Source organism: Sphingomonas sp. CBMAI 2297 (assembly GCF_029870595.1).
Taxonomy (GTDB): domain Bacteria; phylum Pseudomonadota; class Alphaproteobacteria; order Sphingomonadales; family Sphingomonadaceae; genus Sphingomonas.
In genome coordinates, this window is record NZ_JAPDIR010000003.1 from 34,892 (window position 1) to 59,826 (window position 24,935).

At 67.7% G+C, this 24,935-nt stretch carries 20 protein-coding genes and 1 tRNA gene; 9 read left to right on the forward strand and 12 right to left on the reverse strand.

Going from position 1 to position 24,935, the window contains the following annotated elements:
* Positions 1 to 21 precede the first annotated feature (21 nt).
* The gene (locus OMP43_RS05225) at positions 22 to 801 is read left to right on the forward strand and encodes a GGDEF domain-containing protein (RefSeq protein ID WP_280278675.1); all 780 of its coding nucleotides are present in this window, start codon (positions 22 to 24) and stop codon (positions 799 to 801) included.
* Here OMP43_RS05225 and OMP43_RS05230 read toward each other — a convergent pair.
* The 4 genes from OMP43_RS05230 to OMP43_RS05245 are packed head-to-tail and all read right to left on the reverse strand — an operon-like array spanning position 798 to position 3,924.
* Positions 798 to 1,409 carry an ATP-binding cassette domain-containing protein gene (locus OMP43_RS05230; RefSeq protein ID WP_280278676.1) on the reverse strand — a complete coding sequence of 204 codons (612 nt, stop codon included), beginning with the start codon at positions 1,407 to 1,409 and terminating at the stop codon, positions 798 to 800. The two genes, OMP43_RS05225 and OMP43_RS05230, sit on opposite strands and share 4 nt — an antisense overlap.
* Positions 1,399 to 2,088 (reverse strand): molybdate ABC transporter permease subunit, encoded by a 690-nt coding sequence (gene modB / locus OMP43_RS05235; protein WP_280278677.1) that lies wholly within the window; start codon positions 2,086 to 2,088, stop codon positions 1,399 to 1,401. The genes OMP43_RS05230 and modB overlap by 11 nt, the downstream gene beginning before the upstream one ends.
* Positions 2,088 to 2,867 (reverse strand): molybdate ABC transporter substrate-binding protein, encoded by a 780-nt coding sequence (modA, locus tag OMP43_RS05240; RefSeq protein WP_280278678.1) that lies wholly within the window; start codon positions 2,865 to 2,867, stop codon positions 2,088 to 2,090. The genes modB and modA overlap by 1 nt, the downstream gene beginning before the upstream one ends.
* 40 nt (positions 2,868 to 2,907) lie before the next feature.
* The gene (locus tag OMP43_RS05245) at positions 2,908 to 3,924 is read right to left on the reverse strand and encodes a phytase (RefSeq protein WP_280278679.1); all 1,017 of its coding nucleotides are present in this window, start codon (positions 3,922 to 3,924) and stop codon (positions 2,908 to 2,910) included.
* Positions 3,925 to 4,102: 178 nt separating this feature from the next.
* Here OMP43_RS05245 and OMP43_RS05250 point away from each other — a divergent pair, with 178 nt between their 5' ends.
* The 3 genes from OMP43_RS05250 to OMP43_RS05260 are packed head-to-tail and all read left to right on the forward strand — an operon-like array spanning position 4,103 to position 8,390.
* Positions 4,103 to 5,806 carry an Hsp70 family protein gene (locus OMP43_RS05250; protein ID WP_280278680.1) on the forward strand — a complete coding sequence of 568 codons (1,704 nt, stop codon included), beginning with the start codon at positions 4,103 to 4,105 and terminating at the stop codon, positions 5,804 to 5,806.
* Entirely contained in the window at positions 5,803 to 6,717 is a 915-nt protein-coding gene (locus tag OMP43_RS05255) for a hypothetical protein (RefSeq protein WP_280278681.1), read from the forward strand. Before OMP43_RS05250 ends, OMP43_RS05255 begins: the two co-directional genes overlap by 4 nt.
* The gene (locus tag OMP43_RS05260; protein WP_280278682.1) at positions 6,714 to 8,390 is read left to right on the forward strand and encodes a hypothetical protein; all 1,677 of its coding nucleotides are present in this window, start codon (positions 6,714 to 6,716) and stop codon (positions 8,388 to 8,390) included. Before OMP43_RS05255 ends, OMP43_RS05260 begins: the two co-directional genes overlap by 4 nt.
* A 15-nt stretch (positions 8,391 to 8,405) precedes the next feature.
* Here the strand turns inward: OMP43_RS05260 and lepA are convergent, their stop codons facing one another.
* On the reverse strand, positions 8,406 to 10,214 hold the full coding sequence (gene lepA / locus OMP43_RS05265) for a translation elongation factor 4 (RefSeq protein ID WP_086130217.1): 1,809 nt from the start codon (positions 10,212 to 10,214) through the stop codon (positions 8,406 to 8,408).
* Positions 10,215 to 10,344: 130 nt separating this feature from the next.
* On the opposite strand from lepA, the gene OMP43_RS05270 reads away from it, so the two are divergent.
* Positions 10,345 to 11,322, forward strand: coding sequence for a CsgG/HfaB family protein (locus tag OMP43_RS05270; RefSeq protein ID WP_280278683.1), 978 nt, complete (start codon positions 10,345 to 10,347; stop codon positions 11,320 to 11,322).
* 157 nt (positions 11,323 to 11,479) lie between these two features.
* Here OMP43_RS05270 and OMP43_RS05275 read toward each other — a convergent pair whose 3' ends face one another.
* The 3 genes from OMP43_RS05275 to pnuC all read right to left on the reverse strand — a co-directional run bounded on the left by OMP43_RS05275 (position 11,480) and on the right by pnuC (position 15,090).
* Positions 11,480 to 13,804: a TonB-dependent receptor gene (locus OMP43_RS05275; protein WP_280278684.1), complete on the reverse strand. Its 2,325-nt coding sequence runs from the start codon at positions 13,802 to 13,804 to the stop codon at positions 11,480 to 11,482.
* Positions 13,805 to 14,020: 216 nt separating this feature from the next.
* Positions 14,021 to 14,545 carry an ATP-binding protein gene (locus OMP43_RS05280; protein WP_280278685.1) on the reverse strand — a complete coding sequence of 175 codons (525 nt, stop codon included), beginning with the start codon at positions 14,543 to 14,545 and terminating at the stop codon, positions 14,021 to 14,023.
* Positions 14,542 to 15,090 carry a nicotinamide riboside transporter PnuC gene (gene pnuC / locus OMP43_RS05285; RefSeq protein WP_348538592.1) on the reverse strand — a complete coding sequence of 183 codons (549 nt, stop codon included), beginning with the start codon at positions 15,088 to 15,090 and terminating at the stop codon, positions 14,542 to 14,544. The genes OMP43_RS05280 and pnuC overlap by 4 nt, the downstream gene beginning before the upstream one ends.
* 98 nt (positions 15,091 to 15,188) lie before the next feature.
* Between pnuC and OMP43_RS05290 the strand changes: the two genes are divergently transcribed.
* Together OMP43_RS05290 and OMP43_RS05295 are read left to right on the forward strand one after the other, a co-directional pair.
* Complete coding sequence (locus OMP43_RS05290) at positions 15,189 to 16,484, forward strand: FAD-dependent oxidoreductase (protein ID WP_280278687.1); 1,296 nt, start codon at positions 15,189 to 15,191, stop codon at positions 16,482 to 16,484.
* 77 nt (positions 16,485 to 16,561) lie between these two features.
* A tRNA-Pro gene (locus tag OMP43_RS05295) sits at positions 16,562 to 16,638 on the forward strand.
* A gap of 113 nt (positions 16,639 to 16,751) precedes the next feature.
* On the opposite strand, the gene OMP43_RS05300 is transcribed toward OMP43_RS05295, so the two are convergent.
* Positions 16,752 to 17,114 carry an RcnB family protein gene (locus OMP43_RS05300; RefSeq protein WP_280278688.1) on the reverse strand — a complete coding sequence of 121 codons (363 nt, stop codon included), beginning with the start codon at positions 17,112 to 17,114 and terminating at the stop codon, positions 16,752 to 16,754.
* A gap of 269 nt (positions 17,115 to 17,383) precedes the next feature.
* Between OMP43_RS05300 and OMP43_RS05305 the strand changes: the two genes are divergently transcribed.
* Both OMP43_RS05305 and OMP43_RS05310 read left to right on the forward strand, forming a co-directional pair.
* On the forward strand, positions 17,384 to 18,208 hold the full coding sequence (locus OMP43_RS05305) for a PhnD/SsuA/transferrin family substrate-binding protein (RefSeq protein WP_280278689.1): 825 nt from the start codon (positions 17,384 to 17,386) through the stop codon (positions 18,206 to 18,208).
* Positions 18,209 to 18,251: 43 nt separating this feature from the next.
* The gene (locus OMP43_RS05310) at positions 18,252 to 20,123 is read left to right on the forward strand and encodes an ABC-F family ATP-binding cassette domain-containing protein (protein ID WP_280278690.1); all 1,872 of its coding nucleotides are present in this window, start codon (positions 18,252 to 18,254) and stop codon (positions 20,121 to 20,123) included.
* Positions 20,124 to 20,253: 130 nt separating this feature from the next.
* Here OMP43_RS05310 and pelA read toward each other — a convergent pair whose 3' ends face one another.
* From pelA to OMP43_RS05325, 3 genes are all read right to left on the reverse strand, one after another.
* Positions 20,254 to 21,537: a pectate lyase gene (gene pelA, locus OMP43_RS05315; RefSeq protein ID WP_280278691.1), complete on the reverse strand. Its 1,284-nt coding sequence runs from the start codon at positions 21,535 to 21,537 to the stop codon at positions 20,254 to 20,256.
* A 73-nt stretch (positions 21,538 to 21,610) separates the two neighbouring features.
* Entirely contained in the window at positions 21,611 to 22,027 is a 417-nt protein-coding gene (locus tag OMP43_RS05320) for a hypothetical protein (RefSeq protein WP_280278692.1), read from the reverse strand.
* A gap of 404 nt (positions 22,028 to 22,431) precedes the next feature.
* Positions 22,432 to 24,930, reverse strand: coding sequence for an FtsX-like permease family protein (locus OMP43_RS05325; protein WP_280278693.1), 2,499 nt, complete (start codon positions 24,928 to 24,930; stop codon positions 22,432 to 22,434).
* Between the last annotated feature and the right edge of the window lie 5 nt (positions 24,931 to 24,935).

The window sequence follows — 24,935 nt, forward strand, 5'->3', positions numbered from 1 at the left end:
TACGGTGCAGGAATCCCGGCCATGGAAGCTGGTATTCGTGCGTTGCTGCTCAGTCGCGGCACCTGGTTCGTCATTCTCCTGGCCATGGCCGGGCTCTACGGCATATTCGCGTTCGACATCTTTCGCGACGAAGGCGCCAATGTCGCGGATCGCAAGTTCCGGATCGAAGTGGACGAGTTCCTGCTCTTCACCTCGGCCCTGATCCTCCTGCTCTTCGGCTTCGGGCTGAACCAGCACCGCGCGCGCGAGCGCGAGCGCGTGCGGCGCATCCAGGCCGAGCACAGCGTGCGCGACCTCGGCTATCACGACGCGCTCACCGGCATGCCCAATCGCCGCGCCTTTGACGAAGCGCTGGCGCGGCTGGTCGATGGGGCGGCGCCGGAGCGGCTCACCGCGGTGTTCATGCTCGACCTCAACGGCTTCAAGGCAATCAACGACACGCACGGCCATGCCGCCGGCGACGCGATCCTGCGCGCGGCGGCGGGCCGCATCGCCGATGCCGTGCGCGATGGCGATTGCGCGGCGCGGCTGGGCGGGGACGAATTCGCGGTGATCGCGCCCGCGGTCGTCAGCGCGGAAGTGGCGCTCTCGATCGCCGGCCGGATCGCTGCCAGCATCACGCGCCCGATCGTGCTCGACGGGCGCACGCACCAGGTGGGCACCGGCATCGGCATCGCCCTGGTCCGCAACGGCGAGCTCCATTCCGCCGAACTGGTCCGCCGCGCCGATATCGCGCTCTATGCGGCGAAGCGCGGCAATGGCGACCCGTGGCGCCTCTACGCGCCCGAGCTGGAAGCCTAGATCTCGACCACGCGCGTTCCCAGCCGCGCCGCTTCGTCGCGGTCATGAGTCACCATCAGGATCGGCATTCGCACCGCGTCGCGCAGCCGCTCGATCAGGATCATGATCTCCTCGCGCCGCGCCCGGTCGAGCGAGGACAGCGGCTCGTCGAGCAGCAGGAAGCGCGGATCGGACAGCAGCGCCCGCCCGATCGCCACCCGCCGCGCCTCGCCCCCCGAAAGCGTGCGCGGCCAGCGATCGAGCAGGTGCGCGATGCCGAGCAGCGCGATCGTCTCGTCCACGTCCAGCCCGCCATCATCGCCGCGGCGCCCATAGAGCAGGTTGGCGCGCACGCGCAGATGCGGGAACAGCCGTGGTTCCTGGAACACATAGCCCGCGCGCCGCTCGGCCACCGGCACGTCGATCCCGGCTACGGCATCGAACAGCGTCTCACCGCCCACGCGCACATGGCCGGCATCGGGCGCGATCAGCCCGGCGACCATGTTCAGCACGCTCGTCTTGCCCGCGCCCGAGGGGCCGAACAGCACGGTGAGCCCTGTGTCCGCCACGATCCGGCAGGCGATCACGGCGTCGCCCAGGCGTCTGGTCAGGTCGAGGTCAAAGGACATGCAGCCCCCTGCCCGCGCGCCGCGCGATGATCTCGGAGGCGAGCAGCGCTCCCAGCGAGAGCAGCACCGAGATACCGGCAAGGCGCAGCACCTGGCCCTCGCCGCCCGGCAACTGGAGCGCGGCATAGATGGCGAGCGGCAGGGTCTGCGTCTCGCCCGGCACGCTGGAGACGAAGGTGATCGTCGCGCCGAACTCGCCCAGCGCCCGCGCGAAGCCGAGCACCGCGCCGGCGAGCACGCCGGGCAGGCTGAGCGGCAGCGTCACGCTCGTGAACACCCGCCAGCGCCCGGCGCCGAGCGTCGCCGCCGCCTGCTCGAGCCGCCGGTCGACCGCTTCGATCGACAGCCGCATCGCGCGCACCATCAGCGGCAATGCCATCACCGCCGAGGCGATCGCCGCCCCGGTCCAGCGAAACAGCACCGAGACGCCGAACCAGCTCTCCAGCCAGGCACCGATCGGCCCTGCCGGCGCGAAGGCGAGCAGCAACAGCCAGCCGGTCACCACCGGCGGCACCACCAGCGGCAGGTGCACCAGCCCGTCGAGCAGCAGCTTCCCCGGAAAACGCCCGCGCGCGAGCAGCCAGGCCAGCGCGAACGCCACCGGCAGGGACATCAGCACCGCCACCCCGCCCACGCGTAGCGACAGCAGCACGATGCTCCATTCCGCGGGCGTAAGCATCACAGCGGCAGGAAGCCGAAACGCCGGAAGATCGCCCGCCCCTCGCCGCCCAGCAGGAAGCGGCGGAACGGCTCCGCATCGGGGCTGGCCGATGCCTTCAGCCGGGCCAATGGATAGCGGATCGGCGGATGGCTGCCATCGGGCAGCACGCGCACCACCTCGACGCGCGCCGAAGCCCGCGCGTCGGTCGCATAGACGATCCCGAACGGCGCCGCCCCGCGCTCGACGAACGCCAGCGCCGCGCGCACGCTCTCGCCCCGTACCACCCGGGCCTTCACCGCATCCCAGGCGCCCAGCGCCTCGAGCGACGCCCTGGCATAACGCCCGGCCGGCACCGCGTCCGGATCGGCGAGCGCCAGCGGCGCGCCGCCCAGCAGCCGCGCCAGCGGCACCCGCGGCCCGGCATCGCCTCGCGCGCCCCTGGGCCGCACGACCACCAGCCGGTTCCCCAGGAACGCTGCGCGCGTGCCCGGCACGATCAGCCCGCGCTTCTCGACATCGTCCATCCACGGCTCGTCGGCCGAGACGAACAGGTCCGCCGCGGCTCCCGCCGCGATCTGCCGCGCCAGTGCCGAAGAAGCAGCAAAGGAACAGACCGGCCGGGGCCTCCCCTTGCGCGCCCAGGCATCCGCCGCCGCCGTCATCGATTCCTGCAGACTGGCTGCCGCCAGCACCAGCGGCGCCCGCACGCCGGCGGAGGCCGCCGCGCCCGGCGCCATCGCCGCCACGCCCATCCCGGCAAGCAGCGTCCGCCGGTCGATCCCTCCTTCGATCGTCATGCCCCCTGCCTGACACCCGCCACGCAACGAGGCAAGGCCTTCACTTCAACGCCAGCGCCTTGCGCACATCCGTCCAGCGGACCAGCTTGAAATTCTGCGCGGCGGGCGCGTTGTCTCCGTCCTGCGCCAGCATCAGCCCGCCCCCCAGCCCGGGGCCGAAGCTCGCAGTGGAGACTTCGATCCCGTCGGTCTCGCTGGTCGCGCCGAACTTCCCCGCCGCGATCCGGAACCGTCCCGCATAGGCCATGTCCCGCAGGCGCCACACGCCATAGGCATTGTCACCCTGGCTCGACACGATCAGCCAGCCGCCCCGCGCGCCCTCGGCCGCGATCGCCACGCCTTCCACATCGGCGACCAGGCGCTTGCCGTCCACCGCGATCACCTTCTCCCCGGCGATCGGATCGCGCGGATTCGCGCCGAACCGCCATACGCCGACATCCTCCTCGCCCACGAACAGCGTGCCGGTCCGGTCGTCCGCCACGCACCCCTCGGACTGGGTGGCGAGCCGCATCGTGCGCACCCGGTCCGCCTTGATCGCTCCGCCTTCGCGCAGAATCTCCATCTGCACGATGGTGCCGCCCTTGTGCACGACAAAGGCATGCAGCCGCCCGCCGCGCGGCGCATACATGCAGAGGCCATATGCCTCGCCCGCCCCGGCATCGAACCGCCCGATCTCGGCGAGCGCGGCCGTCCGTGTGTCCAGCGTATAGAGCGCCAGCTTCGCCGCCGCCTTGTCGTTGCGGTCGCTCGCCGCCACGATCACCTGGCCGCCCCAGACCCGCAGGTCGACATTGTTCACCCGCCCCGCCGGCAGCGTCGAGCGCAGCTTGCCCGACAGGTCATAGACGTTGAGCCCCGCCTTCTTGTCGGTCGCGACGATCAGGCTGCGCGCGGGATCGCGCGGGTTGCGCCAGATCGCGGGATCGTCCGCCGCATCCTCCAGGCTCGCCACCGCCTGCGTCTCCCCGATCGCCCGCACCTCGGCGGTCGGCACCGCCCGCATATCCTGGGCGGCGGCCGGCACGGTCTGGAGCAGCATCAATGTGGCGAGCAGCATGGGTCCCCCTTCGTTACGAAGGCTCGCCTCTATAAACGCCGCGCGACGGAACGATGACAATCCGGCGACAATCGTTCACCAGGCGTCACGCCATCCACCATCCCGGACGGCAGGCGCTCCATCCCCCTAGCGCTTCGTCAAAAGGCTGATTAGCCTGAAGCGAACAAGGGGGAATCACGTGATCATCGGTATCGATCTCGGCACTACCAATAGTGCCGCCGCGATCTGGCGCGACGGGCAGGCAGTGCTCGTCCCCAATGCGATCGGCGACTTGCTCACCCCTTCGGCGGTCTCGATCGACGACAAGGGCAGGATGCTCATCGGCATGGCCGCGCGCGAGCGCCAGTCCACGCACCCGCGCGACACGGTCAGCGCGTTCAAGCGCTATATCGGCACGCAGCAGACAGTGACGCTCGGCAAGCGCACCTATGACGCCGAGGAACTGTCGGCGCTCGTGCTGCGCCAGCTCAAGGCCGATGCCGAAGCCTTTGCCGGCGAGAGCGTCACCGGCGCCGTGATCACGGTCCCGGCCTATTTCAACGATCGCCAGCGCAAGGCGACCCGGCGTGCCGGCGAACTGGCCGGGCTGAAGGTCGAGCGGCTGGTCAACGAGCCCACCGCCGCCGCGCTCGCCTTCGGCATCCAGACCCACGAGCAGGAGCCCTTCCTGGTATTCGATCTGGGCGGCGGCACCTTCGACGTGTCGATCGTCGAAGTGTTCGAAGGCGTGGTCGAGGTCCGCGCATCCTCTGGCGACAACCGGCTGGGCGGCGAGGACTTCAACGACAAGGTGATCGAGATCGCCCGCCGCGCGCTCGATCCCGAGCGCAAGCTCGAGGGCGCGGACCCGGTGATCCTCCATGAGCTGCTCCGCGCCGCCGCCGAACGCGCGCGCCGCAAGCTCAGCGAGGCGGACGAAACCGAATTCTCGATCGTGTGGCAGGGCGAGAGCTTCACCGCGGACGTGACCTCCGCCGCGTTCGAGGAAGCCGCCGCGCCGCTGCTCCAGCGCTTGCGCGATCCGGTGCTGCGCTCGCTGCGCGATTCGAACATCCGGGTGGAATCGCTGAGCGAGATCGTGCTGGTCGGCGGTGCCACGCGCATGCCGGCGGTGCGCCGCGCGATCACGCGCATGTTCGGCCGCTTTCCCAACGCGACCGTCCATCCCGACCATGCCGTCGCGCTCGGGGCCGCGGTCCAGGCCGGCCTGCTCGCGCGCGCCGAAGCGCTCGAGGAAGTGCGGCTTACCGATGTATGCCCCTTCACCCTGGGCGTGGACAATGCCGAGCCCGATGGCGGGGGCGGCTGGCGCACCGGCCTCTTCTCGCCGATCATCGACCGCAACACCACGATCCCCGCCAGCCGCGTCAAATATTATGGCACGGTCGCCGACAATCAGCGCGCGCTCCGCTTCGGCATCTATCAGGGGGAAGCGCGGGAAGTGACCGGCAACGTCAAGCTCGGCGAAGTCACGCTCCCGATCCCGCCCAAGCCGGCGGGCGAAGTGATGGTCGAGTGCCGCTTCACCTATGACAGCAGCGGGATCCTGGAAGTCGATGTCTCGATCCCGGCGACGGGGACCACCCGCAACCTCGTCATCATCGACGAGGCCGATGCGATGAACGAGAAGCAGATCGCCGCCCGCCGCGCCGAGCTCGCCGCGCTGAAGGTCCATCCGCGCGAGGAGAGCGAGAATGCCGCGGTGCTCGCGCGCGCGGCGCGCTGCTACGAAGGCTTCGTCGCCGAGCGCCGCGATCTGGTCGGCCAATGGATCGGGGCGTTCGAAGGCGCGCTCGGCACCCAGGATCCGCGCACGATCAAGGAAGCGCGGGCGCGGCTGATCGAGGCGCTGGACGAGATCGAAGGCGAACGCTTCCTGTGAGCGCCGGAGCGGCTGACTGGCAGTTGCTCGGCATCGCGCCGACGGAGGAGAACCGTGCGATCCGCGCCGCCTATGCCGCGCGGCTGAAGGCAATCGATCCGGAAAGCGATCCGCAGGCCTTTATCAGGCTGCGCAACGCCTATGAGCGCGCGCTCGCCGCGGCCGCGCCTCCGGAGGCAACGCCCGCGCCCGGCACGCTCCCGCCGCTCGCCTCTGCCGACGCGCCGGCGGACGCTGCTCCTGCGCCGGAGGAGAGCGCGGGACAGCGGCACGCCAGGGCGATGCTAGACCTGCTCTCGAACGGGGATGCCGGCCGGCCCTGGCTGGCCCCGGAAGCGCAGGAAGCACTGATATCGCACTGGCGGGGCCTGGTTACCGATCCGCGCATGGAGCGGCTCGACTATTCGGATCGGGTCGAGCGCTGGGCGAGCGCGGTGATCGCCTACACTTCTCCGCTGTCCGCGCCGATTCTGATGCTCGCCGCCGAGCGTTTCGGCTGGGTCGACGCCGACCGGAACGTCCACAGCAACCGCCATCTTTTCGAGATCGCGCAGCGCTATCGCCTGCTCCGGCTGCTGCACATGGCCTCACAGTCCGGATCGCGGCACCATTCGGCCTGGGTCGAACTGTGCAGGCCCTCGGGTGGCGCATCCCGTTCGCGGCCGGTGCATCCCTATATCATGTTCGAGCTGATCGCGGCCATGCGCTACGCGCTGCCGCAACTTTCGGAGACGTTCGATCCGGTTCGCCTGGCGACATGGGAACTCCATGCCGAGGCCGCCCGCACCGCGCACGAACAGCCCGATACCCGATCGCCTCCATCGTTCGCCATCGGCTGCCTGGTCATGGTGATCCTGCTGCTGTTCGCGTTTGGATTGAATGCCTTCCTCACCATGGTCATCGGCAAATGAGCGCGCGTCACGGCCCCTGGCGGCTGCTCGGGCTCGCCCCGACGGAAGATATCCGCGAAGTTCGCCGCGCCTATGCCGCCAAGCTCAAGGCGATCGACGTCGACCGCGATCCCCAGGCGTTCATCGCGCTGCGCGAGGCGTTCGAGCACGCTCAGCACCTCGCGCGGTGGATGGCGCACCAGCGCGAGGAGGAGAATCTCGAAGCCGAAGCGCTGGAAATGGCGGAAGGCCCCGGTTCGCTCCAGGTCGATCTCGCCGCCGCGCCGGCGCCCCCGCCCGCCGCGGAGCCCGCGCCGGCCGCCCGCGAGGGGCCCTGGTCCCCGCCCACGCCCGAGCAATTCGATGCACATGCCGCCGCGCTTGCCCAGTTGCTCCAGCGCAACAACCTCGAGCCCCGCCCCTGGCCCACCGATGCAGAACGGGAGGAGATGCTCGCCCATTGGCGCGTGCTGATCGCCGATCCGCGCCTGCACCAGCTCGACTTCTACGCTGATCTGGAGCGCTGGATCGCCGGGCTGCTCGGCTACACCATTCCCTTTTCGGACACGCTCATCCTGCCGGCGACCGAATATTTCGGCTGGGTCCGGGACGAGGGGATGATCAGCCAGAGCGATGGCCTGGCCGAAGTCGTCTACCGCTACCGGATGCTCAGCTTCCTGGATCAGATCCGCACGCCGGGAAACCGGCATTTCGAAGCCTGGTGCGAGCTCAGCACGCCGGCGGGCGAGGATGCAGTGCGTGGGCGCGTGTCGCTGCGGAAGATTCACAAGCTGCTCCACGAAGTGCGCGTCGCCTATCCCGGGCTCGAGGGCAATTTCGAGCCCGAGCGCGTTGCCCTGTGGGACCGGCGCGGCGCGGCGAGCGAGAGCATCGAGCCGCTGGTCGTCGACGAAACCCCGCCCAAGCGCCTGCCCGGCTATCTGCTCTGGTTCCTGCTGCTCGTGCTGTTCGTGTTCCCGGTGATCGGGGCCCTGACCAAGCAGGGCGACCATGTGCTCTCCAACTGGTCGATCGCGGAACCGGCCGTGCCCCTGCCTTCACCTCCCGCGAAGCTCGGCGACGAAGCGCACGACATCGCCACGCTGCTCACGCAGGTCGGCGATGGCAGCCTGACGCTCGAGCAGATCGACGAGAAGGACCCGAAGCTCGCCCAGCTGATCCGCTCCAACTGGCAGATCGGCAAGGAGCAGGGGCAGACGCTGTTCAGCTTCCTCAAGAACGTGTCCGAAGTGCTGAACGAGCGAGCGTTCGACCGGATCGCCACCGCTTCGCCCGACACGCTGATCGCCTATCGCACGCTGGTGATCGACAAGGCCAAGATACTGCGCAGCATCGCTCCCGCGAAATGCGCCGGCTTCTTTCAGGGCAAGCCGCTCAATGCCGGCGACCTGCCCGACAGCCTGGACAAGCGCCACCGGACGATGATCTCGCGCCTGCTGCTCGAGCCCGCGGCGGAACCCAGGCCGAGCTCCGGGCGGACGACCTTCATGATCCCCAACAGCGTGTTCCGCGACGCCACGAAGCGCGCCGGGATCAGCGAGAAGCGGATGGAGGATGCGGCGATGTACCGCGGATCGCCCGCAGACATCTGCAATGCGCGCATCGCGCTGGGCGAGGCGGCGATCGCGATGCCGGCGGGCGCGGAACGGACGAAGCTGCTGCGGTCGATGTAGGCGGCCGTAGCTGCCCTATTCCTCGCCCATCCGCAGCGCCGCGATGAAGGCTTCCTGCGGGATCTGCACCGAGCCGTACTCGCGCATCCGCTTCTTGCCTTCCTTCTGCTTCTCCAGGAGCTTGCGTTTGCGCGTGATATCGCCGCCATAGCATTTCGCGGTCACGTCCTTGCGCAGCGCCGCGATCGTCTCGCGGGCGACGACCTTGCCGCCGATCGCCGCCTGGATCGGGATCTTGAACAAATGGCGCGGGATCAGGTCCTTGAGCCGCTCGCACATGCCGCGGCCCCGGCTCTCGGCGGTCGAGCGATGGACGATCATGCTCAGCGCGTCGACCGGCTCGTTGTTGACGAGGATGCTCATCTTGACGAGATCGCCGGCGCGGTGGCCGATCTGCTCATAGTCGAAGCTCGCATAGCCGCGGCTGATGCTCTTCAGGCGATCGTAGAAGTCGAACACCACTTCGTTGAGCGGCAGCTCATAGGTCACCTGGGCGCGGCCGCCGACATAGGTGAGGTTCTTCTGGATGCCGCGCCGGTCCTGGCAGAGCTTGAGGATCGGACCGAGATATTCGTCGGGCACATAGATCACCGCGTTGATCCACGGCTCCTCGATCTCCGCGATCCGGTTGGGATCGGGCATGTCGGCCGGATTGTGGAGCTCGATCTCGCGCGCTTCCGCCTCGCCCGCCGCCTTGGTGAGCTTGAGCTTGTAGACCACCGATGGCGCGGTGGTGATCAGGTCGAGATCATATTCGCGGCTGAGGCGCTCCTGGATGATCTCCAGGTGGAGCAGGCCGAGGAAACCGCAGCGGAAGCCGAAGCCGAGCGCCGCGCTGGTCTCCATCTCGAAGCTGAACGAAGCGTCGTTGAGGCGCAGCTTCGAGATCGATTCGCGCAGCTTCTCGAAGTCGTTGGCATCGACCGGGAACAGGCCGCAGAACACCACCGGCTGGACTTCCTTGAAGCCCGGCAGCGCTTCGGCGGCGGGCTTCTTGGCGTCGGTCAGCGTGTCGCCGACGCGCGCCTGGGCCACTTCCTTGATCTGCGCGGTGATGAAGCCGATCTCGCCCGGCCCCAGATCGGGCAGGTTCTCGAGCTTGGGACGGAAGCAGCCCACCCGGTCGATCAGATGGGTGGTGCCGGTCTGCATGAACTTGACCTGCTGGCCCTTGCGGATCGTGCCGTCGATCACGCGGACCAGGATGACGACGCCCAGATAGGGATCGTACCAGCTGTCGACGAGCATCGCCTTCAGCGGCGCGTCCGGATCGCCCTTCGGCGCCGGAATGCGCTCGACCACCGCGTCCAGGATCTCGTCGATGCCGATGCCGGCCTTGGCGCTGGCGAGCACCGCGTTCGAGGCGTCGAGGCCGATGATCTCCTCGATCTCGTTCTTCACCTTCTCCGGTTCGGCCGAGGGCAGGTCGATCTTGTTGATGACCGGGATGATCTCGTGGTCGTGCTCGATCGACTGATAGACATTGGCGAGCGTCTGCGCCTCGACGCCCTGGGCGGCGTCCACCACCAGCAGCGCGCCTTCGCAGGCGGCGAGGCTGCGGCTCACTTCATAGGCGAAGTCGACATGCCCGGGCGTGTCCATCAGGTTGAGGACATGCCCCTTCCATTCCAGGCGCACGGTCTGCGCCTTGATGGTGATGCCCCGCTCCTTCTCGATGTCCATGTTGTCGAGCACCTGGGCGGACATCTCCCGCTCGGAGAGCCCGCCGGTGCGCTGGATCAGCCGGTCGGCCAGAGTCGACTTGCCATGGTCGATATGTGCGATGATCGAGAAATTGCGGATCTTGGAAAGGTCGGTTGCCATGATCGGGGCGCGTTAGCAGCTTGCACGCGAAAGCCAAAGGGCCCGAAATACACGACGCGTTCCTTCTGTGATTTCACCGCGACGCGTTTGCCGCTATCCGGGCGATGGTTTCAAACAGAGGGAGAGAACCATGACCTCGAAGACCGCGTTCATTGTGAAGACGATGATGGCTTCGGCTGCCCTGCTCGGCGCGAGCGGCGCCTATGCGCAGAAGCAGGCCAAGCCGACCAAGGGGGAGAAGCTGCAGCAGGCCGCCGTCAACGACGTGCCGCATTGCACGCGCAAGCTCGGCACGCTCTCGATCGTCGACGGCGACGATCCCAGCGGCTGGACCCAGTATCAGCTGGCCCCGCCCGCCAAGCTGCTCAAGGTGCTGGTGCAGCGCTCGGGCTGCTTCAACCTGGTCGATCGCGGTTCCGGCCTGCAGGCAGCGGCTCGCGAGCGTGACATCGGCGGCGGCCTGGGCCTCCAGCGTGGCGCGAATGTCGGGCAAGGGCAGATCAAGGCGGCCGATTATGTGCTCGTCGCCGAGGTGCAGGGCGCCAACAGCAACGCCAGCGGCAGCGCCGTGGGCGGCATCGTGGGCGGGCTGGTCGGCGGCCGGGTCGGCGGGCTGCTCGGCGGCATCAAGTCGCGCAAGCTCGAGGCGAACACCGTGCTCTCGCTCACCAATGTCCGCACGACCGAGACGATCGCGGTGCAGGAAGGCTATGCCGCCAAGAACGATATCGGGTTCGGCGCCGGCGGCGGCGTCGGCTTCCTCGGCGGCGCGGCGGGCGCGGTCGGCGGCGGCTATGAGAATACCGATATCGGCCGGATCGTGACGCTGTCCTTCATCCAGGCCTATGCCAAGATGGTCACCGATCTCGGCCTGGTCCGGCCGGGCGATGCCGGCACCGCCCAGGCGGCGCCCGCCAAGACCTTCACTGCCCAGGCGCCGGTCGCGATGCGCACCACCCCGGCCGCGACGGGCAAGGTGATCCGCACGCTCCCCGTGGGCGCGATCGTCTATCCGACGGGCAACAAGAACGGCCTGTGGTGGGAAGTCGCCGACGAGAACGACAATGTCGGCTGGGTGCTGAACACCAAGCTGGCGCCGTCGAACTGACATTCCCCGAACGCCAGGGCAAAGTCCCGAACGGTAGAGAAAAGGGCGGGCGCCATCGGCACCCGCCCTTTTTTGCCCTGAAGCGTTCTGCCCTGAAGGGGGGACGGGCCCAGCGGAGTTGCAATCCGCCGGGCCCGACTGACCGCCGGAAAAGGGATTAATGGATCCGGCCGGTCAGCGACACGCCGATGACGCGCGGCTCGTTGAGCACCGCGGCCATATAGTTCTCGATCACGCCCTTGAGGTTCTTCTCGTTCGTGATGTTGCGGGCAAAGGCGGCGACTTCCCAGGCGCCGTTGCCGCCCTGGTAGCCGATCTTCAGGCCGCCTTCGAAATTGCCCTTCGAATAGAACTCGTTGGTCTTGTAGAGCACATAGTTGGTGTAGCCCTGCACGTTCCAGTCGGTCGAGATGAAGACCTTGCCGCTGTCGCTGACGGGGATGTCGTAACGGGCGGTGGCGCTGAGGTTGTACTCCGGCGCGTTCGGCAGCGGGTTGCCGTCGATCTGCGCGAACACAGTCGGCGCACCGAAGACCGTGCGGGTGATGGTGGGATCGTTGACCGTGCAGACGACGGTGCCGGCCAGCGCGCAGACCTGGGCGTAGACGCGCTTGTCCTTGATCTCCGAGTGGAGCCAGCTGGCGCCGAAGGAGAGCGCGAGGTTGCGCACCGGGCGCACGTTCAGCTCGGCCTCGACGCCGTAAGCCTCGGCCTTGTCGGCGTTGAACAGCACGCCGTTGCCGTTCGAGTCGTTGCCGTTCAGCTGGATGTCGTCGACCGTGTAGTAGAAGCCGGTCAGATTGAAGCGGACCTTGTTGTCGAACAGGCTCGACTTGATGCCGGCCTCCCACGACAGGATCGTCTCCGAATTGGCGGTGGTGAAGTCCGAGTTGAACACCGCCGAGCGGCCCTGGATGGTCGGGCCGCGGAAGCCGCGCGCGACACGGGCATAGAGGCTCAGATCGTCGCTCGCCTCATAGAGCGCGCTCACGTCCCAGCTCGGCTGCCGGTCCGACAGGCGGACGTGGCGACGGCCGGTATAGGTCACGGCGCCCGCCGCCGTGTCGGCGGTCTTCAGCAGATCGGTGGTCTTGGTGTCCTGAGTCACGCGCACGCCGCCGGTCAGGCGGAAGCGCGGCGTCACCTGGTAGCTCGCCTGGCCGAACAGCGCCCAGCTGGTGTTCACGTCGTGCAGGCGCACCCAGTTGTTCGGGTTGCGACCGACCACGTTCGGGCTCAGGAACCAGGCGCGCTGGTAGAATTCGGTGATGTCGCGGCTGTCGAAATACATGCCGCCGATCTGCCACTTGAAGGCACCGGTGCCGTTGCTGGCGAGGCGGACTTCCTGCGACCACTGGTCGAGGCCGCGCAGGCGGCCCATCGACTGGCCGCAATCGCGGCACGTGCCCGTCGCCGGATTGTAGCCGAGCTGGCTGAAGCCGCCATCGGTGTCGCCGCGGCTATAGCCCGAGCTGGTCTCGAACGCCGTGATCGAAGTCAGCGTGACCGGGCCGAAATCGAAGCTGTTGTTCCACGACAGGCCGTAGGTGTCATAGTCCTGCGGATTGTTCGCCGCCTCGTCATACTGGACCGTGGTGCGCGAGACGTTGCTGACGTCGTTCGAGCCCTTCTTGAGCGCGTTGCGCAGGAAGAGGGTCGACGTGCCGTTATAGTTGCGCATGTGCGCCGAGAAGAGCGAGGTCCAGTCCTCGGTCGGCTTCACCAGCAGCTGGATGCGGGCGTCGCGCTCGTCAAAGCCGCCCATCGCGTTCTTCTTCGGGCGCTGGGTGCCATCCGAGTTCGGGCCGGAATAGGTGTTGTCGACATAGTCGTCACGGTGCTGGAACAGGCCCGAGACGCGGATCGCGACATTGTCGGCCAGCGGGCCGCCGATGCCGGCGTCCAGGCTGATGCTGTTGTAGCTGCCATAGCTCAGCGTGCCGCGCGCATCGAGGCCGTCGAGCGTCGGGCGGACGGTGTCGAACTTGACGATGCCGGCCGTGGTGTTGCGGCCGAACAGCGAGCCCTGCGGGCCGCGCAGCACTTCGACGTGATCGAGGTCATAGACCGGGTTCGACTTGAGCACGACATGCTCGAGCACCACGTCGTCCTGGATGATCGACACGGGCTGCGAGGCACCCAGGTAGAAGTCGATATTGCCCAGGCCGCGGATGTAGAAGCGCGGAAAGATGCGGCCGGTGGTCGTCTCGGCATAGAAGCTGGGGACCTTGCCCGACAGCGCGAGCAGCGTGTCGTCGCCGCTGGCGGTGAAGTCGCGGGCATCCTGGCCGCCGATCACCGCGACCGACACCGGGGTGTTCTTCAGCGCTTCGGGACGGCGCTCGGCGGTGACGACGATCTCGGTCGTGGGCTCGTCGGCGGCCGGGGCGGCAGCGTCCTGCGCCTGCGCGGTGCCGCCGATCGCGAGCGCGCCGAACGCCGCGCCCAGGAAAAGGGCAGTTCTGGTGATGCGGGTCTTCATATGGTTCTTCCCTGCTGTGCGCCCGACGCGCAGCAACGAACACGACCCCGCATTCGCAGAATCGCGCCGCCGTCACGCCGGACATTATTGTTATCGAAGAGCGGCTCTCGCCCCCTGCAGGGCGCCGTTAGGATCGGATTGTGTACGAACTATGACAAGCACCCACAATTTCTCGCAAGTGCAGCATACGCATCCTGCAATCGTGGGAGCCGCGCCTCAGCCCTCCGCCTGGGCCGCCTCGATCGCGGCGATGGCGTTGACATAGCGTTCCTCGCCCTGGCCCGACACATGCGCCCAGCGCACCCCGCGCCGCTTGAGCTCGGCCTTGCTGAGGTCGTAGAATTTCTGCCGCAATTCCCGGGTGCCGAACATGCGCGTGCCGTCGGCGCGCCAGGGCATGTCGATATCGAACAGCAGATAGAGATCCGCCATGCCCTGCCATTCGTCGAACCAGGGATCGCGCTCGCCGAACAGCATGTCCGCCCAGACCGCGGTCATCAGCGGATCGGTGTCGAGCACCAGCGGCCTGAGCCCCGCCGCGACCATGGTGCGTGCGCCCGCATCGTGCGTCTTGGCGATCTCGAGCAGATCGCGCATCGTGAAGTCGATGCCGCGCGCCTCGGCATATTCTCGGCCATATTCGTCCACCACCTCGCCGCCGAGATAAGCGGCGATGCGCGGCGCCAGGGTGGACTTGCCGGTGCTCTCCGGCCCGTGGAGACAGATGGTGCGCAGCTTCATTTCCGTGCCTTCAGCCAGTCGGCGAGCCCCCATAGCGAAAGCGCCAGGAACACCCCGTACAGCCCCGCCGTAAGCCACAATTCCTTTACGGCGAACAAAGGGATCGCGAGCAGATCGACGATGATCCACAGCACCCAGCTCTCCCAGTTGCGGCGGGACTGGAGGATCTGCGCGGCGATGCTGAGCACCGCGATGCTGCCGTCCCACCAGGGATAAGCCGCGTCGGTGAGCCGGTGCATCGCATATCCCCAGGCGCCGATCACCGCGACGCAGACCAGCGCCCAGCCCAGCCGCGCCCGCATGCCCATCGTCTCGACCACCACTTCGCCGCTCCCCGCCCGCGAGCGCGCCCAGTTCCACCAGCCATAGAGATTGACCACGAAGAAGAAGAGCTGGAGCAGCGCGTCGCTGTAGAGCTTCTCATGATGGAAGACCCAGGCGTAGAGCGAGACCATCGCCAGCGCGAAGGGATAGTTCCACATGCTGCGGCGAACGACCAGGAAGACGTTGATCAGGCCAAGCAGGCTGGCGGTCGTTTCGATCATCGACACGGCCTAGCAACAAGCCCGGGCACCCGTCGAGAGGGTTGCCCTTCCCCGCCCGGTCGTTAGGCTGGCCTCCTCAGATCGCGGGAGGAATGCCCATGCGTCACGTCGCGGTGATCGGTTCCGGGCCGGCGGGCTATTATACGGCCGAAGCCTGCCAGAAGGTGTTCGGCGATCAGGTCCGGGTCGACATCATCGACCGGCTTCCCGTGCCCTTCGGGCTGATCCGCACCGGCGTCGCCCCCGATCACCAGTCGATCAAGGGCGTCTCGCGCCGCTACGAGGCGGTGGCGCTGACCGACAATGTCCGCTTCGTCGGCAACGTCACGCTGGGCCGGGATGTGTCGATCGACGAGCTGCGCACGCTTTACGACGCCGTGGTGCTCGCCACCGGCGCGCCGCACGACCGCAAGCTGGACATCCCCGGCGCCGACCTGCCCGGCGTGGTCGGCTCGGCGGCGTTCGTCGGCTGGTACAACGGCCATCCCGACTTCGCCGATCTCGATCCGCCGCTGGACGGGCCGGCGGTGGTGATCGGCAACGGCAACGTCGCGCTCGACGTCGCCCGGGTGCTGGCCAAGACGCAGAACGAGTTCGAAGGGTCGGACATCGTCACCCATGCGCTGGGCGCACTGCGGGGCGGCCATATCGACACCATCACCATCCTCGGCCGCCGCGGCCCCCACCAGATCGCGATGACTCCCAAGGAGCTGGGCGAGCTGGGCGAGCTGCAGCGCGCCGTGCCGGTGGTCTCCCCCGCGGACCTGCCGCCGGCGGAGGACGATACCGTGCTCGATCCCGGCCAGCGCAAGTCGGTCGGGCACCTGCGCCGCTTCGCCCAGGGCATGCCCGACAAGCCGATCCGCATCGTCTTCGACTTCTTCGCCATGCCGGTGGCGATCGAAGGCGATGGCAAGGTCGAGCGCGTCATCGTCGAGCGCACCGCGCTGGGCCTGGACGGCAACGCCCATGGCACGGGCGAGACCTATGCCGTGCCCGCCGGTCTGGTGGTGAGCTGCATCGGCTATCGCACGCCGCCGATCGACGGCGTGCCCTATGACGACAAGGCGGGGCGATTCGCCAATCTCGACGGGCGGGTGCTTCCCGGCCTCTACGCGGTGGGCTGGGCGCGGCGCGGGCCGACCGGGACGATCGGCACCAACCGGCCCGACGGCTTCGCCATCGCCGAGAAGATCGCCGAGGATGTCGGGGACGGCTCGGGCAAGGCCGGCCGGCCGGGGCTCGACGCGCTGCTGGAAGGACGCGGGGTGGAGCTGGTCACCTTCCGCGACTGGCAGAAGATCGACGCCGCCGAGATCGCCGCCGCCCGCATCGGCGCCCCGCGCGAGAAGTTCGTTTCGGTCGATGCGATGCTGGGCGCGCGGAAAAGCTGATTCAGTGGCTTGCGCGTGTCCCGCAGCGTGGTTATAGGCGCCCCCTCGCAGTCGGGGTTCGCCCCGAAGGCGCCGGTCGGGGAATAGCTCAGCCTGGTAGAGCACTGTGTTCGGGACGCAGGGGCCGGAGGTTCGAATCCTCTTTCCCCGACCATTTCATCCTCATGCAAATCATCGATCCTACCCCTTTCCGGGGGAGCGAGATATTCTCGCGGATCGCCTTGACGCGCGACGCCCCCCGACGCTGGCGCCGGGGGATCGCGACCTTCAGAAGAAGCGCCCGTAGACGACCTGGATGACCTCTCCGGTCGTTATGTTGACCAGAAGCGCATCGGGCCCATAGCGCACCCATTCATAGCCGACCGGCGGAACGTCGAGGCCGAACAGCCAATAGTCCGTCAGCCAATAGTCCTGCGCCCAGAAGATGCCGGGCAGGATATCGCCATAGGCCCAGCGGCGATATTGGAAGCCCCGGGGCGGATGATATGGCCCGATATGATAGGTGCGATCGGCATTGAAGTTGTGGTTGTAATAAGGCCGATCGAGCTGGTTCGGGCGCGTCTGCGTGCCCTGGGGGCGTTCGAAGCGCGGATAGGCCATGGGCGGGCGCTCCATTTCGGGCGCGGACATTTGCCGCCCGCCTCCCTGATGATGGGCCTGCGCCATCGCCGGCGACACGCCGAGCGTCAAACCTGCGCCCGCACAGGCAAGCGCCAAGGCAGAACAGAACAGATTCTTGCGCATAACGATCTCCGTCATTGACTCGATCGCAACGGATATGGGTGCGCCAGCCTCTCCACGGCATGCGTAGGATTACGTAATTGACTCGGTTTGCCAGAATAGGCGAGTCGTCTATCCTGCCCCTTGTTCGGCCAAACCGCGCGAGGAGTTGTTTCCCCATGCTGCTGCCTCTTCTGCTCTCGCTCGCCGTGCCCGCGCAGGCGGCCCCGCTGCGCGTGGGCACCTATAGCTATCCGCGCTATGATCGCCGGGTCGCGCTGGGGCCGATCGCGGCACTGGTCGGCAGGATCGCCGGGCGGCCGGCGGAAATCGTGCTGCTGCCGACGCCGACAGCGCTGGCCGAAGCGCTGTGCAAGGGCGAGGTGGACGTGGCGATGACCAATCTCGGCGCGTTCGTCGAGGTGCGGGACTGCCCGAACCTGCGGGCCGTCGCCGTGCTCGACACGCCGCCGCCGGTACTGGACCGCTATCGCGGCATATTGCTGGTGCGGCGCGAGACCGGCATCGACACGCTCGATGCGCTGGGCAAACGGGCTTCCGGCCTGCGCTACAGCGAAGTGCTGCCGGGATCGACCTCGGGCGGGCTCGTGCAGGCCGAAGCGCTGCGTTCGGCGGGCAGCGCCCCATCGGCCTTCGCCGCGCGCCGGCTGGCGGGCACGCATGAGGCGGCGCTGGCCGACCTGATCGAGGGCCGCGCCGATGTCGCCGCGCTGACGGAGGATCCCTGGCGCAAGCTGCAGGCAAGCGACCCGGCAAAGGCCGCCACCCTGCGCCCGATCTGGCGCTCCGCCCCGCTCCCGCCCGGCCCGGTCGTGTGCCACGAGGGGCCGGCGACGCCCTGCGCGAAGATCCAGGCCGCATTGCTCGGCACGGAGGGCGGCGCGATCGCCGTCGCGCTTGCCGCCGGCTGGAGCGAGGCCGATGGCGCGACACGGTTCATGGCCTATGACCGGGCGCGCTACGAGGCGTTCAGGACGCGCTGAGACATGGCTTGGGCAAGCGGCCGAGTGCTGCTAGGCGCCGCCCATGCTTTCCTTCCGCGACATCACCATCCGGCTCGGCGGCCGGGCAATCATCGAGGGCGCTTCCGCCGCGATCCCGCCGCGTGCCCGAGTCGGCTTCATCGGGCGCAACGGCGCCGGCAAATCGACGCTGATGAAGGCGATCGCCGGGATGATCGAGACCGACACCGGCTCGGTCGAGATCCCGCGCAACGCCCGCTTCGGCTATCTCCGCCAGGACGCGCCCGGCGGCCAGACCAGCGCGTTCGACACGGTGCTGGAAGCCGATGTCGAGCGCGCCGCGCTGCTGCTGGAAGCGGAGACGCAGACCGATCCCGACCGGCTCGGCCATATCTATGAGCGGCTCGACCAGATCGACGCCTATGAGGCCCCGGCCCGCGCCGGGCGCATCCTGAAGGGCCTGGGCTTCGACGAGGCGATGCAGGCGCGGCCGATGGACAGCTTCTCGGGCGGCTGGCGGATGCGCGTGGCGCTGGCCTCGCTCCTCTTCCTCAACCCGGACATCCTGCTGCTCGACGAGCCCAGCAACCACCTCGACCTGGAAGCGGTGATGTGGCTCGAGGGATTCCTGCGCGCCTATCGCGGCACGATCCTGCTGATCAGCCATGAACGCGACCTGCTCAATAATGTGGCGGACCATATCCTCCACCTCGATCGCGGCCAGACCACGCTCTATCCCGGCGGATATGACGCGTTCGAGCGACAGCGGGCCGAGCGGCTGGCCCAGCAGGCGGCGGCGCGCGAGAAGCAGGTTGCCGAGCGCGAGAAGCTCCAGGCGTTCGTCGATCGCTGGCGGGCCAAGGCGAGCAAGGCCAAGCAGGCGCAGAGCCGGGTCAAGGCGCTGGAGCGGATGCAGCCGATCGCCGCGGTGGCCGAGGATCCGAGCATGCGCTTCGACTTCCCCAATCCGGTGGGCTTGCGCCCGCCGCTGCTGACGCTCGACCATGTCGCGGTGGGCTATGAGCCCGGCAAGCCGATCCTCTCGCGCCTGGGCCTTCGCCTCGACCCCGACGACCGGATCGCGCTGCTCGGCCGCAACGGCAACGGCAAGACCACCCTCGCCCGGATGATCGCCGGGGAGCTGCCGGTGATGGAAGGCGAGATGACCACCGCCACCAAGCTGACGGTCGGCTATTTCACCCAGTATCAGGTCGAGGAGCTCGATCCCGACGCCACGCCGGTCGAGACGATGGGCCGGGTGATGAAGGGCGCGACGCCGGTGCAGGTGCGCTCGCAGCTGGGCCGGTTCGGCTTCTCGGGCGACAAGGCGCTGACCAAGGTGGGCAAGCTTTCGGGCGGCGAGCGGGCGCGGCTGGCGCTGGCGCTGGTGACGCATAATGCGCCGCATCTGCTGATCCTCGACGAGCCGACCAACCACCTCGACGTCGATACCCGCGAGGCGCTCGTCCAGGCGCTGGCCGAGTTCAAGGGCGCGGTGGTGCTGGTCAGCCACGACCGGCACATGCTCGAGCTGGTCGCCGACCGGCTGCTCCTCGTCGATGGCGGCACCGCCCGTGAGTTCGACGGGACGATCGAGGAATATGCCGCCTTCGTCGTCTCCGGCAAGGAGCCGGCCCCCGCCCCTGCCCCCGCCGCCGCGCCGGTGGACAAGAAGGAGGAGCGCCGCGCCGCCGCCCAGGCGCGCGAAGCCTCGGCGGGCCTGCGCAAGGCGGTGAAGGACGCCGAGGGCGAGATCGCCAAGGCCCAGCGCGCGCTGGCCGAAGTGGACGGCGCGCTCGCCGGCATCGCCTCGCCGGCGCTCAAGCCCCTTTCGATGGGCGAGCTGATGAAGCGGCGCGGCGAGGTGGAAGCGCGGCTGGAGGCGGCCGAGGCGGCGTGGCTCGAAGCCAGCGAGGCACTGGAAGCGGCTAGCTGAACCGGACACGTCCGGCCTCGGGAGCGTTTGTAAACATTGATGCGCAGGGCGGCCGCTTCCCATGGTCGCCCCCCGGCCCCCATCCGCCATTCCGGCTTTCGCCGGGATGACGGATGGAGGCGGAATTGGGTTACTTCCGCCCCGTCCATTTCGCATATGCCGCCAGCGCCTTGGCGGGGCCGGCATTGTACCAGCTATAGCCGTTGCGCCGCTCGACGCTGAGTTCGTTGACGTCGGTGTGGATCGAGCGGTCGCGGTCGCCGAAGATCGGCTTGCCGGTCCGGATGTCGTAATAGCGCGACCAGATCGGGCCGGCACCCGGCCGGTCGACCAGCTTGCGGCCGTCCGGTCCCTTCTCGAAGGCGACGCCGTGGACGGCATGCGCCTCGAGCCAGGCGATGCCGTCGCGCACCGCGGCGTCGACCGACGGCGAAGGATCCGCCTGTCGCATCAGGAGGAGGAGCAGGTCCGCACTCTCGTCGGAGGACAGGGCGGCGGGTTCGAAGTTCCGGGCCCCCGCCGGGGCGAGGGTGAGCGCGTCGTGCTGCTGGCCCCAGATCGTCCGCTTGCCGTCCACGATCACCTGGGTCCGCAGGATCAGCGCGATCGCGCGGTTGCAGGCCGCCTTCGCCTGCGCCGCCAGCGCTTCGGGCACGAAGGCGTAATCGTCCCGGCGGCGGGCGACGTCCGCGAGCACCGTCACCACCGAGGAGAGCGCATCGTCGTTGAAGGTCAGCGCATCGTGGTAGCCGCCCTGGAGCGGATAGATTTGCGGCCAGCCGCCATTGGGGAATTGCGCGTCCAGCAGATAGCGCACGCCCTTGAGGAAAGCCGCGCGATAGCCCTCGCCCGCCCCGCCCGGCGCGATCGCCTGGACCCGCGCCAGGAAGCGCAATTCCGAAGTGGTGGCGTTGTTGTCGATCGTGCCGACATAGCTCCACGCCTCGTCGTCGCCGGTGCGGGCATTGGCGGGCAGATGCTCGATGGGGACATAATGCTGGCCCTTCACGCGGACCGGGCCGTCGCGATCGACATTCTTGCCCCAGCCGCCGGCGGGCGTCTGGAAGCTGACGATATTGTCGGCGACCCGGCGCGCCTCGGGCGTGGCATAGAAGGCCGCGGCGCGATCGGCGGGCATGCCGCTGCCGCCGGACTTGCCGCTGGGCGGCGCCGGCGGGATCTCGGCCAGGCCCTGCCGCTCGGCGGCGAGCGCGGCCTTGTCCGCCGCCATCAGCGCATGCGAGCGGGCGAGATAGGCGGTCCAGGCAGCGCGCTCGGCCCCGGGAAGCGCGGAGATGCGGGCATCGGTGACCGGTTCGGCCGGGCTCATATGGCCGATCACTTCGACGCCCGCATATGCCACCGGTGTCATCACTGCAGCTGCGAACAGCGCGATCCTTGCGATACGAATCATGTCCCCTCCCGATTTTGGTATCGGGGCGAGGATAGCGGGTTCTGCTGTTAGCGCTAGCGGGCGTGAAACCGGGTCAGACGGCGCCCTTCATCGTGAATCGATAATCATCGCCCGGTATCCCGATGACAAGCTCTTCGCGGCTTGCCGAGTAGGATACAGCCTGACTCTTTGTGAATTTGGAATCTCCCGCATTCCGATATGCTACTTCGCCGATCGTAAACTGGCTAACACCCAAAGACCCTATCCGACTCGTATATTGCACTTCGGACTTGCCATCCTTCCACATCCATCGATATTCTTTCCAGACTTTCCCGTCCTTGAGTTTGCGCGCGATAACCTGATGGTATTGCGTACACCGATTCGGCGAGCCACCAATATTCGCGTCGAATGCGCACAACCGCGTGCCATCAAGGACCCACGCATCTTCGGGATTGGCAGAAGATTCGACCTCCATCAGGCCAACCAAAGCTATTACAGCCGTAAAATTCATGCCGCCCTCAATCCATGTATCGACATAGAATTATTAATTTCACTAGTACTCGAAAATACTTTCCACGATGGCCAATGGAAACGGCTTCTGTCCAGCTTCATGCCCCGGCGTATCTGCCACAACCATAGAAATAGAAGCAAACGTCATTCCATGACCCCTTGCCGGCCAGACAAGGAAGTGCCGGGCGCCTCGGCATCGATAAGCGCATCGTCGGCAAATGACGGTAGCGATGTGCACGGGCCGGGATCAAGGGGCGGAGCGATGCCTTCGCGTGAGATCCGCGGCCGGGCTGCCGCCGCTTTGCTGTCTGCCCCTTCGCCAAGACAGGTTCGGGGAGGAATTCCAACGAAAAGCGGGCGAGGGATCACCCCTCGCCCGCTCCCCATGTCCCTGAACTGACGCGCCTACTCGTAGCGCAGGGCATGAACCGGATTGGTGCGCGCCACGCGGAAGGCATGGGCGCCGATGGTGAGCACCGCGATCGCCAGCGCGAGCAGGCTCGCACCGATGAACGGCACCGGCGTGAGCGCAATGCGTGCGTCATACCCGTTGAGGAACTCGCGCATCAGCCACCAGGCCACCGGCCAGGCGATGATGTTGGCGATCACCACCGGGCGCGTGAACTGCCAGACGAGCAGCCGCGCGATGTCGATCGTGCGCGCGCCCAGCACCTTGCGGATGCCGATCTCCTTGGTCCGCCGCTCCGCCGTGAAGGCGGCGAGGCCGAACAGGCCGAGACAGCCGATCACCACCGCGAGAACGGCGAACAACCCGAACATCTGCGCCCGCGCATCGAGCCGCTGATAGGCGCGGGCAATCACTTCGTCGGCGAGGATCGAGTCGAACGAGACATCGGGCGCATAGCGACGCCACACCCGCTCGATTCCGTCGCGCACCGGACGCGGATCGCCGTGGAAGCGCGCCAGCAGCCAGCCGACGCTGTGCCTGTCGAGCAGGAACATGGTCGGCTCGACCGCGGTGCGCACGGTGCGGAAGCGCACATCGCCGATCACGCCGATGATGGTGAGGTTCATCATCCCCCCATATTCGTCCTTCACCCCGTAACGGATGGTCTTGCCGATCGCGTCCTGCGCGCTCTTGAAGCCCATGCGCTTCACGCCGGCTTCGTTGATCACGATATGGCCGCCGCGCGCCACAAGCGCCTTCTCCGCCGCCGGATCCTCGGGGCGGGGCGTCGTCATGTCGTCCGCCGGGCGGTTCTCCTCGAACAGGCGGCCGGCGACCGGGCGGATGCCCATGGTGGGGAAGAAGCCGGCATCGACACCATACACGCCCATGTCGACCGGCTGGTCCCGCCCGGGCACCACCACCGAGGTGGTGGAGGTCTGGCCGGTGACGACGCCGATCTGGGTGCGGCCGGCGGATTCGACGCCGGGCACCTGCGCGATCGCGCGGGTGAGCGCGTCCCCCTGCTCTCCGATCGCCCTGGAGCCGATACCCTCCATCTGGATCAGTCCGGCCCGCTTGTATCCGGGGTCGAGCGAACGGGCATAGACATTCTGCGCATAGACCACCGCGGTGCAGATGATCAGGCCGATCGACACCGCGAACTGGATCACCACCAGCGCGCTGCGCAGCCGCCCCGAACCCTCGGCATCCGCCGCCGACTTGTTGGCCTTGAGCACGCGCGCGGGCTGGAAGCGCGACAGATAGAAGGCCGGATAGAGGCCGCCGGCCGCGCCGACGAGCAGCACCAGGCCGATCATCGGCAGGATCAGCCCGTCATGGCCGAAATAGCGCAGCTTCAGATCGGCATCGAGGAAGCTGCCGAACCAGGGCAGCACGATCTCCACCACCGCCAGCGCGAGCAGCATCGCAATGGTGGCGAGCAGTACGGATTCGCCGACGAACTGGATCATCAGTTGGCGGCGCGTGGCACCCAGCACCTTGCGCAGCGCGACCTCGCGCGCCCGCTGGCTGGCCCGGGCAGTCGCCAGGTTGGTGAAGTTGATGCAGGCCATGGCGAGGATCAGCAGCGCGATCACCGCGAAGGTGGCGATGGTCTGCGTGTCGTTGCCCGGCGTCATGCCGGAGTTGGTGGCACGGCCAAGATGCACGTCCGGCGCGGAGACCAGCTTGAAGGTGCGCTCGTCGCCGGGATTGTGCTTCTGGCCGTTGAACGTGTCGTCCGGGATGTTGCGCTTCTTCCAGGCGTCCATCTGGCTGTTCAGCGCGGCGACGTCGGTGCCCGGGCGCAGCTTCACATAGACATAGCCGGAGGTCCAACCCCAGCTGGTGAGAAAGCCATTATTCTCGGCGAAGAGCGAGGGAAAGTCGGCCCGGGCGAGCATCCGCACGGCCATGTGCGAGTTCTTCGGCAGATCCCTGAACACGCCGGTGATGCGGTAATCTGCCTTCTTGCCGCCGACGATCAGCGTGATCGTGCGGCCGATGATATTGGTCGTGCCGAAGATCTTCACCGCCTCCGCCTCGCTCACCGCCGCGGTGCCGGGGCGCGAGAGCGCGTTCCTGCCGCCCTGCGCCATCGGCAGCGAGACCGTGTCGAGGAAGCCATTGTCGACCAGGCGGCCATCCTCGACCTGGGTCGCCTGCCCGTCCTTGAGCAGGGTGAGCTGCGGCCCGCCGGTATAGGTGGCGCTCTCGATCTGCGGGAAGTCCTTGAGCAGCGCCGCCTTGGTCACATAGGGCGCGCCCTGATTGTCGAATTTGTCGCTGTTGGTCTTGCTCTGGTAATAGACTTGGAACTGATAGGTGCGGTTCGCATCGGGCAGCCACTGGTCGTAGCTGCGCTCATACTGGACGTAGAGCAGGATCAGCAGGCAAGCCGCCAGCCCGACCGCCAGGCCGAACAGGTTGATGAAGGCATAGGTGCGGTTCTTCGCGAGCGCGCGCAGGCCGACCGTCAGGTAATTGCGCCACATGGGCT

Excerpts from the sequence above, each read along its gene's own strand:
- OMP43_RS05290 (WP_280278687.1), top strand. The coding sequence starts at position 15,189 with ATGCGTCACGTCGCGGTGATCGGTTCCGGGCCGGCGGGCTATTATACG.
- modB (WP_280278677.1), bottom strand. The coding sequence starts at position 2,088 with ATGCTTACGCCCGCGGAATGGAGCATCGTGCTGCTGTCGCTACGCGTG.
- OMP43_RS05310 (WP_280278690.1), top strand. The coding sequence starts at position 18,252 with ATGCTTTCCTTCCGCGACATCACCATCCGGCTCGGCGGCCGGGCAATC.
- lepA (WP_086130217.1), bottom strand. The coding sequence starts at position 10,214 with ATGGCAACCGACCTTTCCAAGATCCGCAATTTCTCGATCATCGCACAT.
- OMP43_RS05260 (WP_280278682.1), top strand. The coding sequence starts at position 6,714 with ATGAGCGCGCGTCACGGCCCCTGGCGGCTGCTCGGGCTCGCCCCGACG.
- pelA (WP_280278691.1), bottom strand. The coding sequence starts at position 21,537 with ATGATTCGTATCGCAAGGATCGCGCTGTTCGCAGCTGCAGTGATGACA.
- OMP43_RS05275 (WP_280278684.1), bottom strand. The coding sequence starts at position 13,804 with ATGAAGACCCGCATCACCAGAACTGCCCTTTTCCTGGGCGCGGCGTTC.
- OMP43_RS05270 (WP_280278683.1), top strand. The coding sequence starts at position 10,345 with ATGACCTCGAAGACCGCGTTCATTGTGAAGACGATGATGGCTTCGGCT.
- OMP43_RS05305 (WP_280278689.1), top strand. The coding sequence starts at position 17,384 with ATGCTGCTGCCTCTTCTGCTCTCGCTCGCCGTGCCCGCGCAGGCGGCC.
- OMP43_RS05245 (WP_280278679.1), bottom strand. The coding sequence starts at position 3,924 with ATGCTGCTCGCCACATTGATGCTGCTCCAGACCGTGCCGGCCGCCGCC.
- OMP43_RS05300 (WP_280278688.1), bottom strand. The coding sequence starts at position 17,114 with ATGTCCGCGCCCGAAATGGAGCGCCCGCCCATGGCCTATCCGCGCTTC.
- OMP43_RS05320 (WP_280278692.1), bottom strand. The coding sequence starts at position 22,027 with ATGAATTTTACGGCTGTAATAGCTTTGGTTGGCCTGATGGAGGTCGAA.
- OMP43_RS05280 (WP_280278685.1), bottom strand. The coding sequence starts at position 14,545 with ATGAAGCTGCGCACCATCTGTCTCCACGGGCCGGAGAGCACCGGCAAG.
- OMP43_RS05325 (WP_280278693.1), bottom strand. The coding sequence starts at position 24,930 with ATGTGGCGCAATTACCTGACGGTCGGCCTGCGCGCGCTCGCGAAGAAC.
- modA (WP_280278678.1), bottom strand. The coding sequence starts at position 2,867 with ATGACGATCGAAGGAGGGATCGACCGGCGGACGCTGCTTGCCGGGATG.
- OMP43_RS05225 (WP_280278675.1), top strand. The coding sequence starts at position 22 with ATGGAAGCTGGTATTCGTGCGTTGCTGCTCAGTCGCGGCACCTGGTTC.
- OMP43_RS05230 (WP_280278676.1), bottom strand. The coding sequence starts at position 1,409 with ATGTCCTTTGACCTCGACCTGACCAGACGCCTGGGCGACGCCGTGATC.
- pnuC (WP_348538592.1), bottom strand. The coding sequence starts at position 15,090 with ATGATCGAAACGACCGCCAGCCTGCTTGGCCTGATCAACGTCTTCCTG.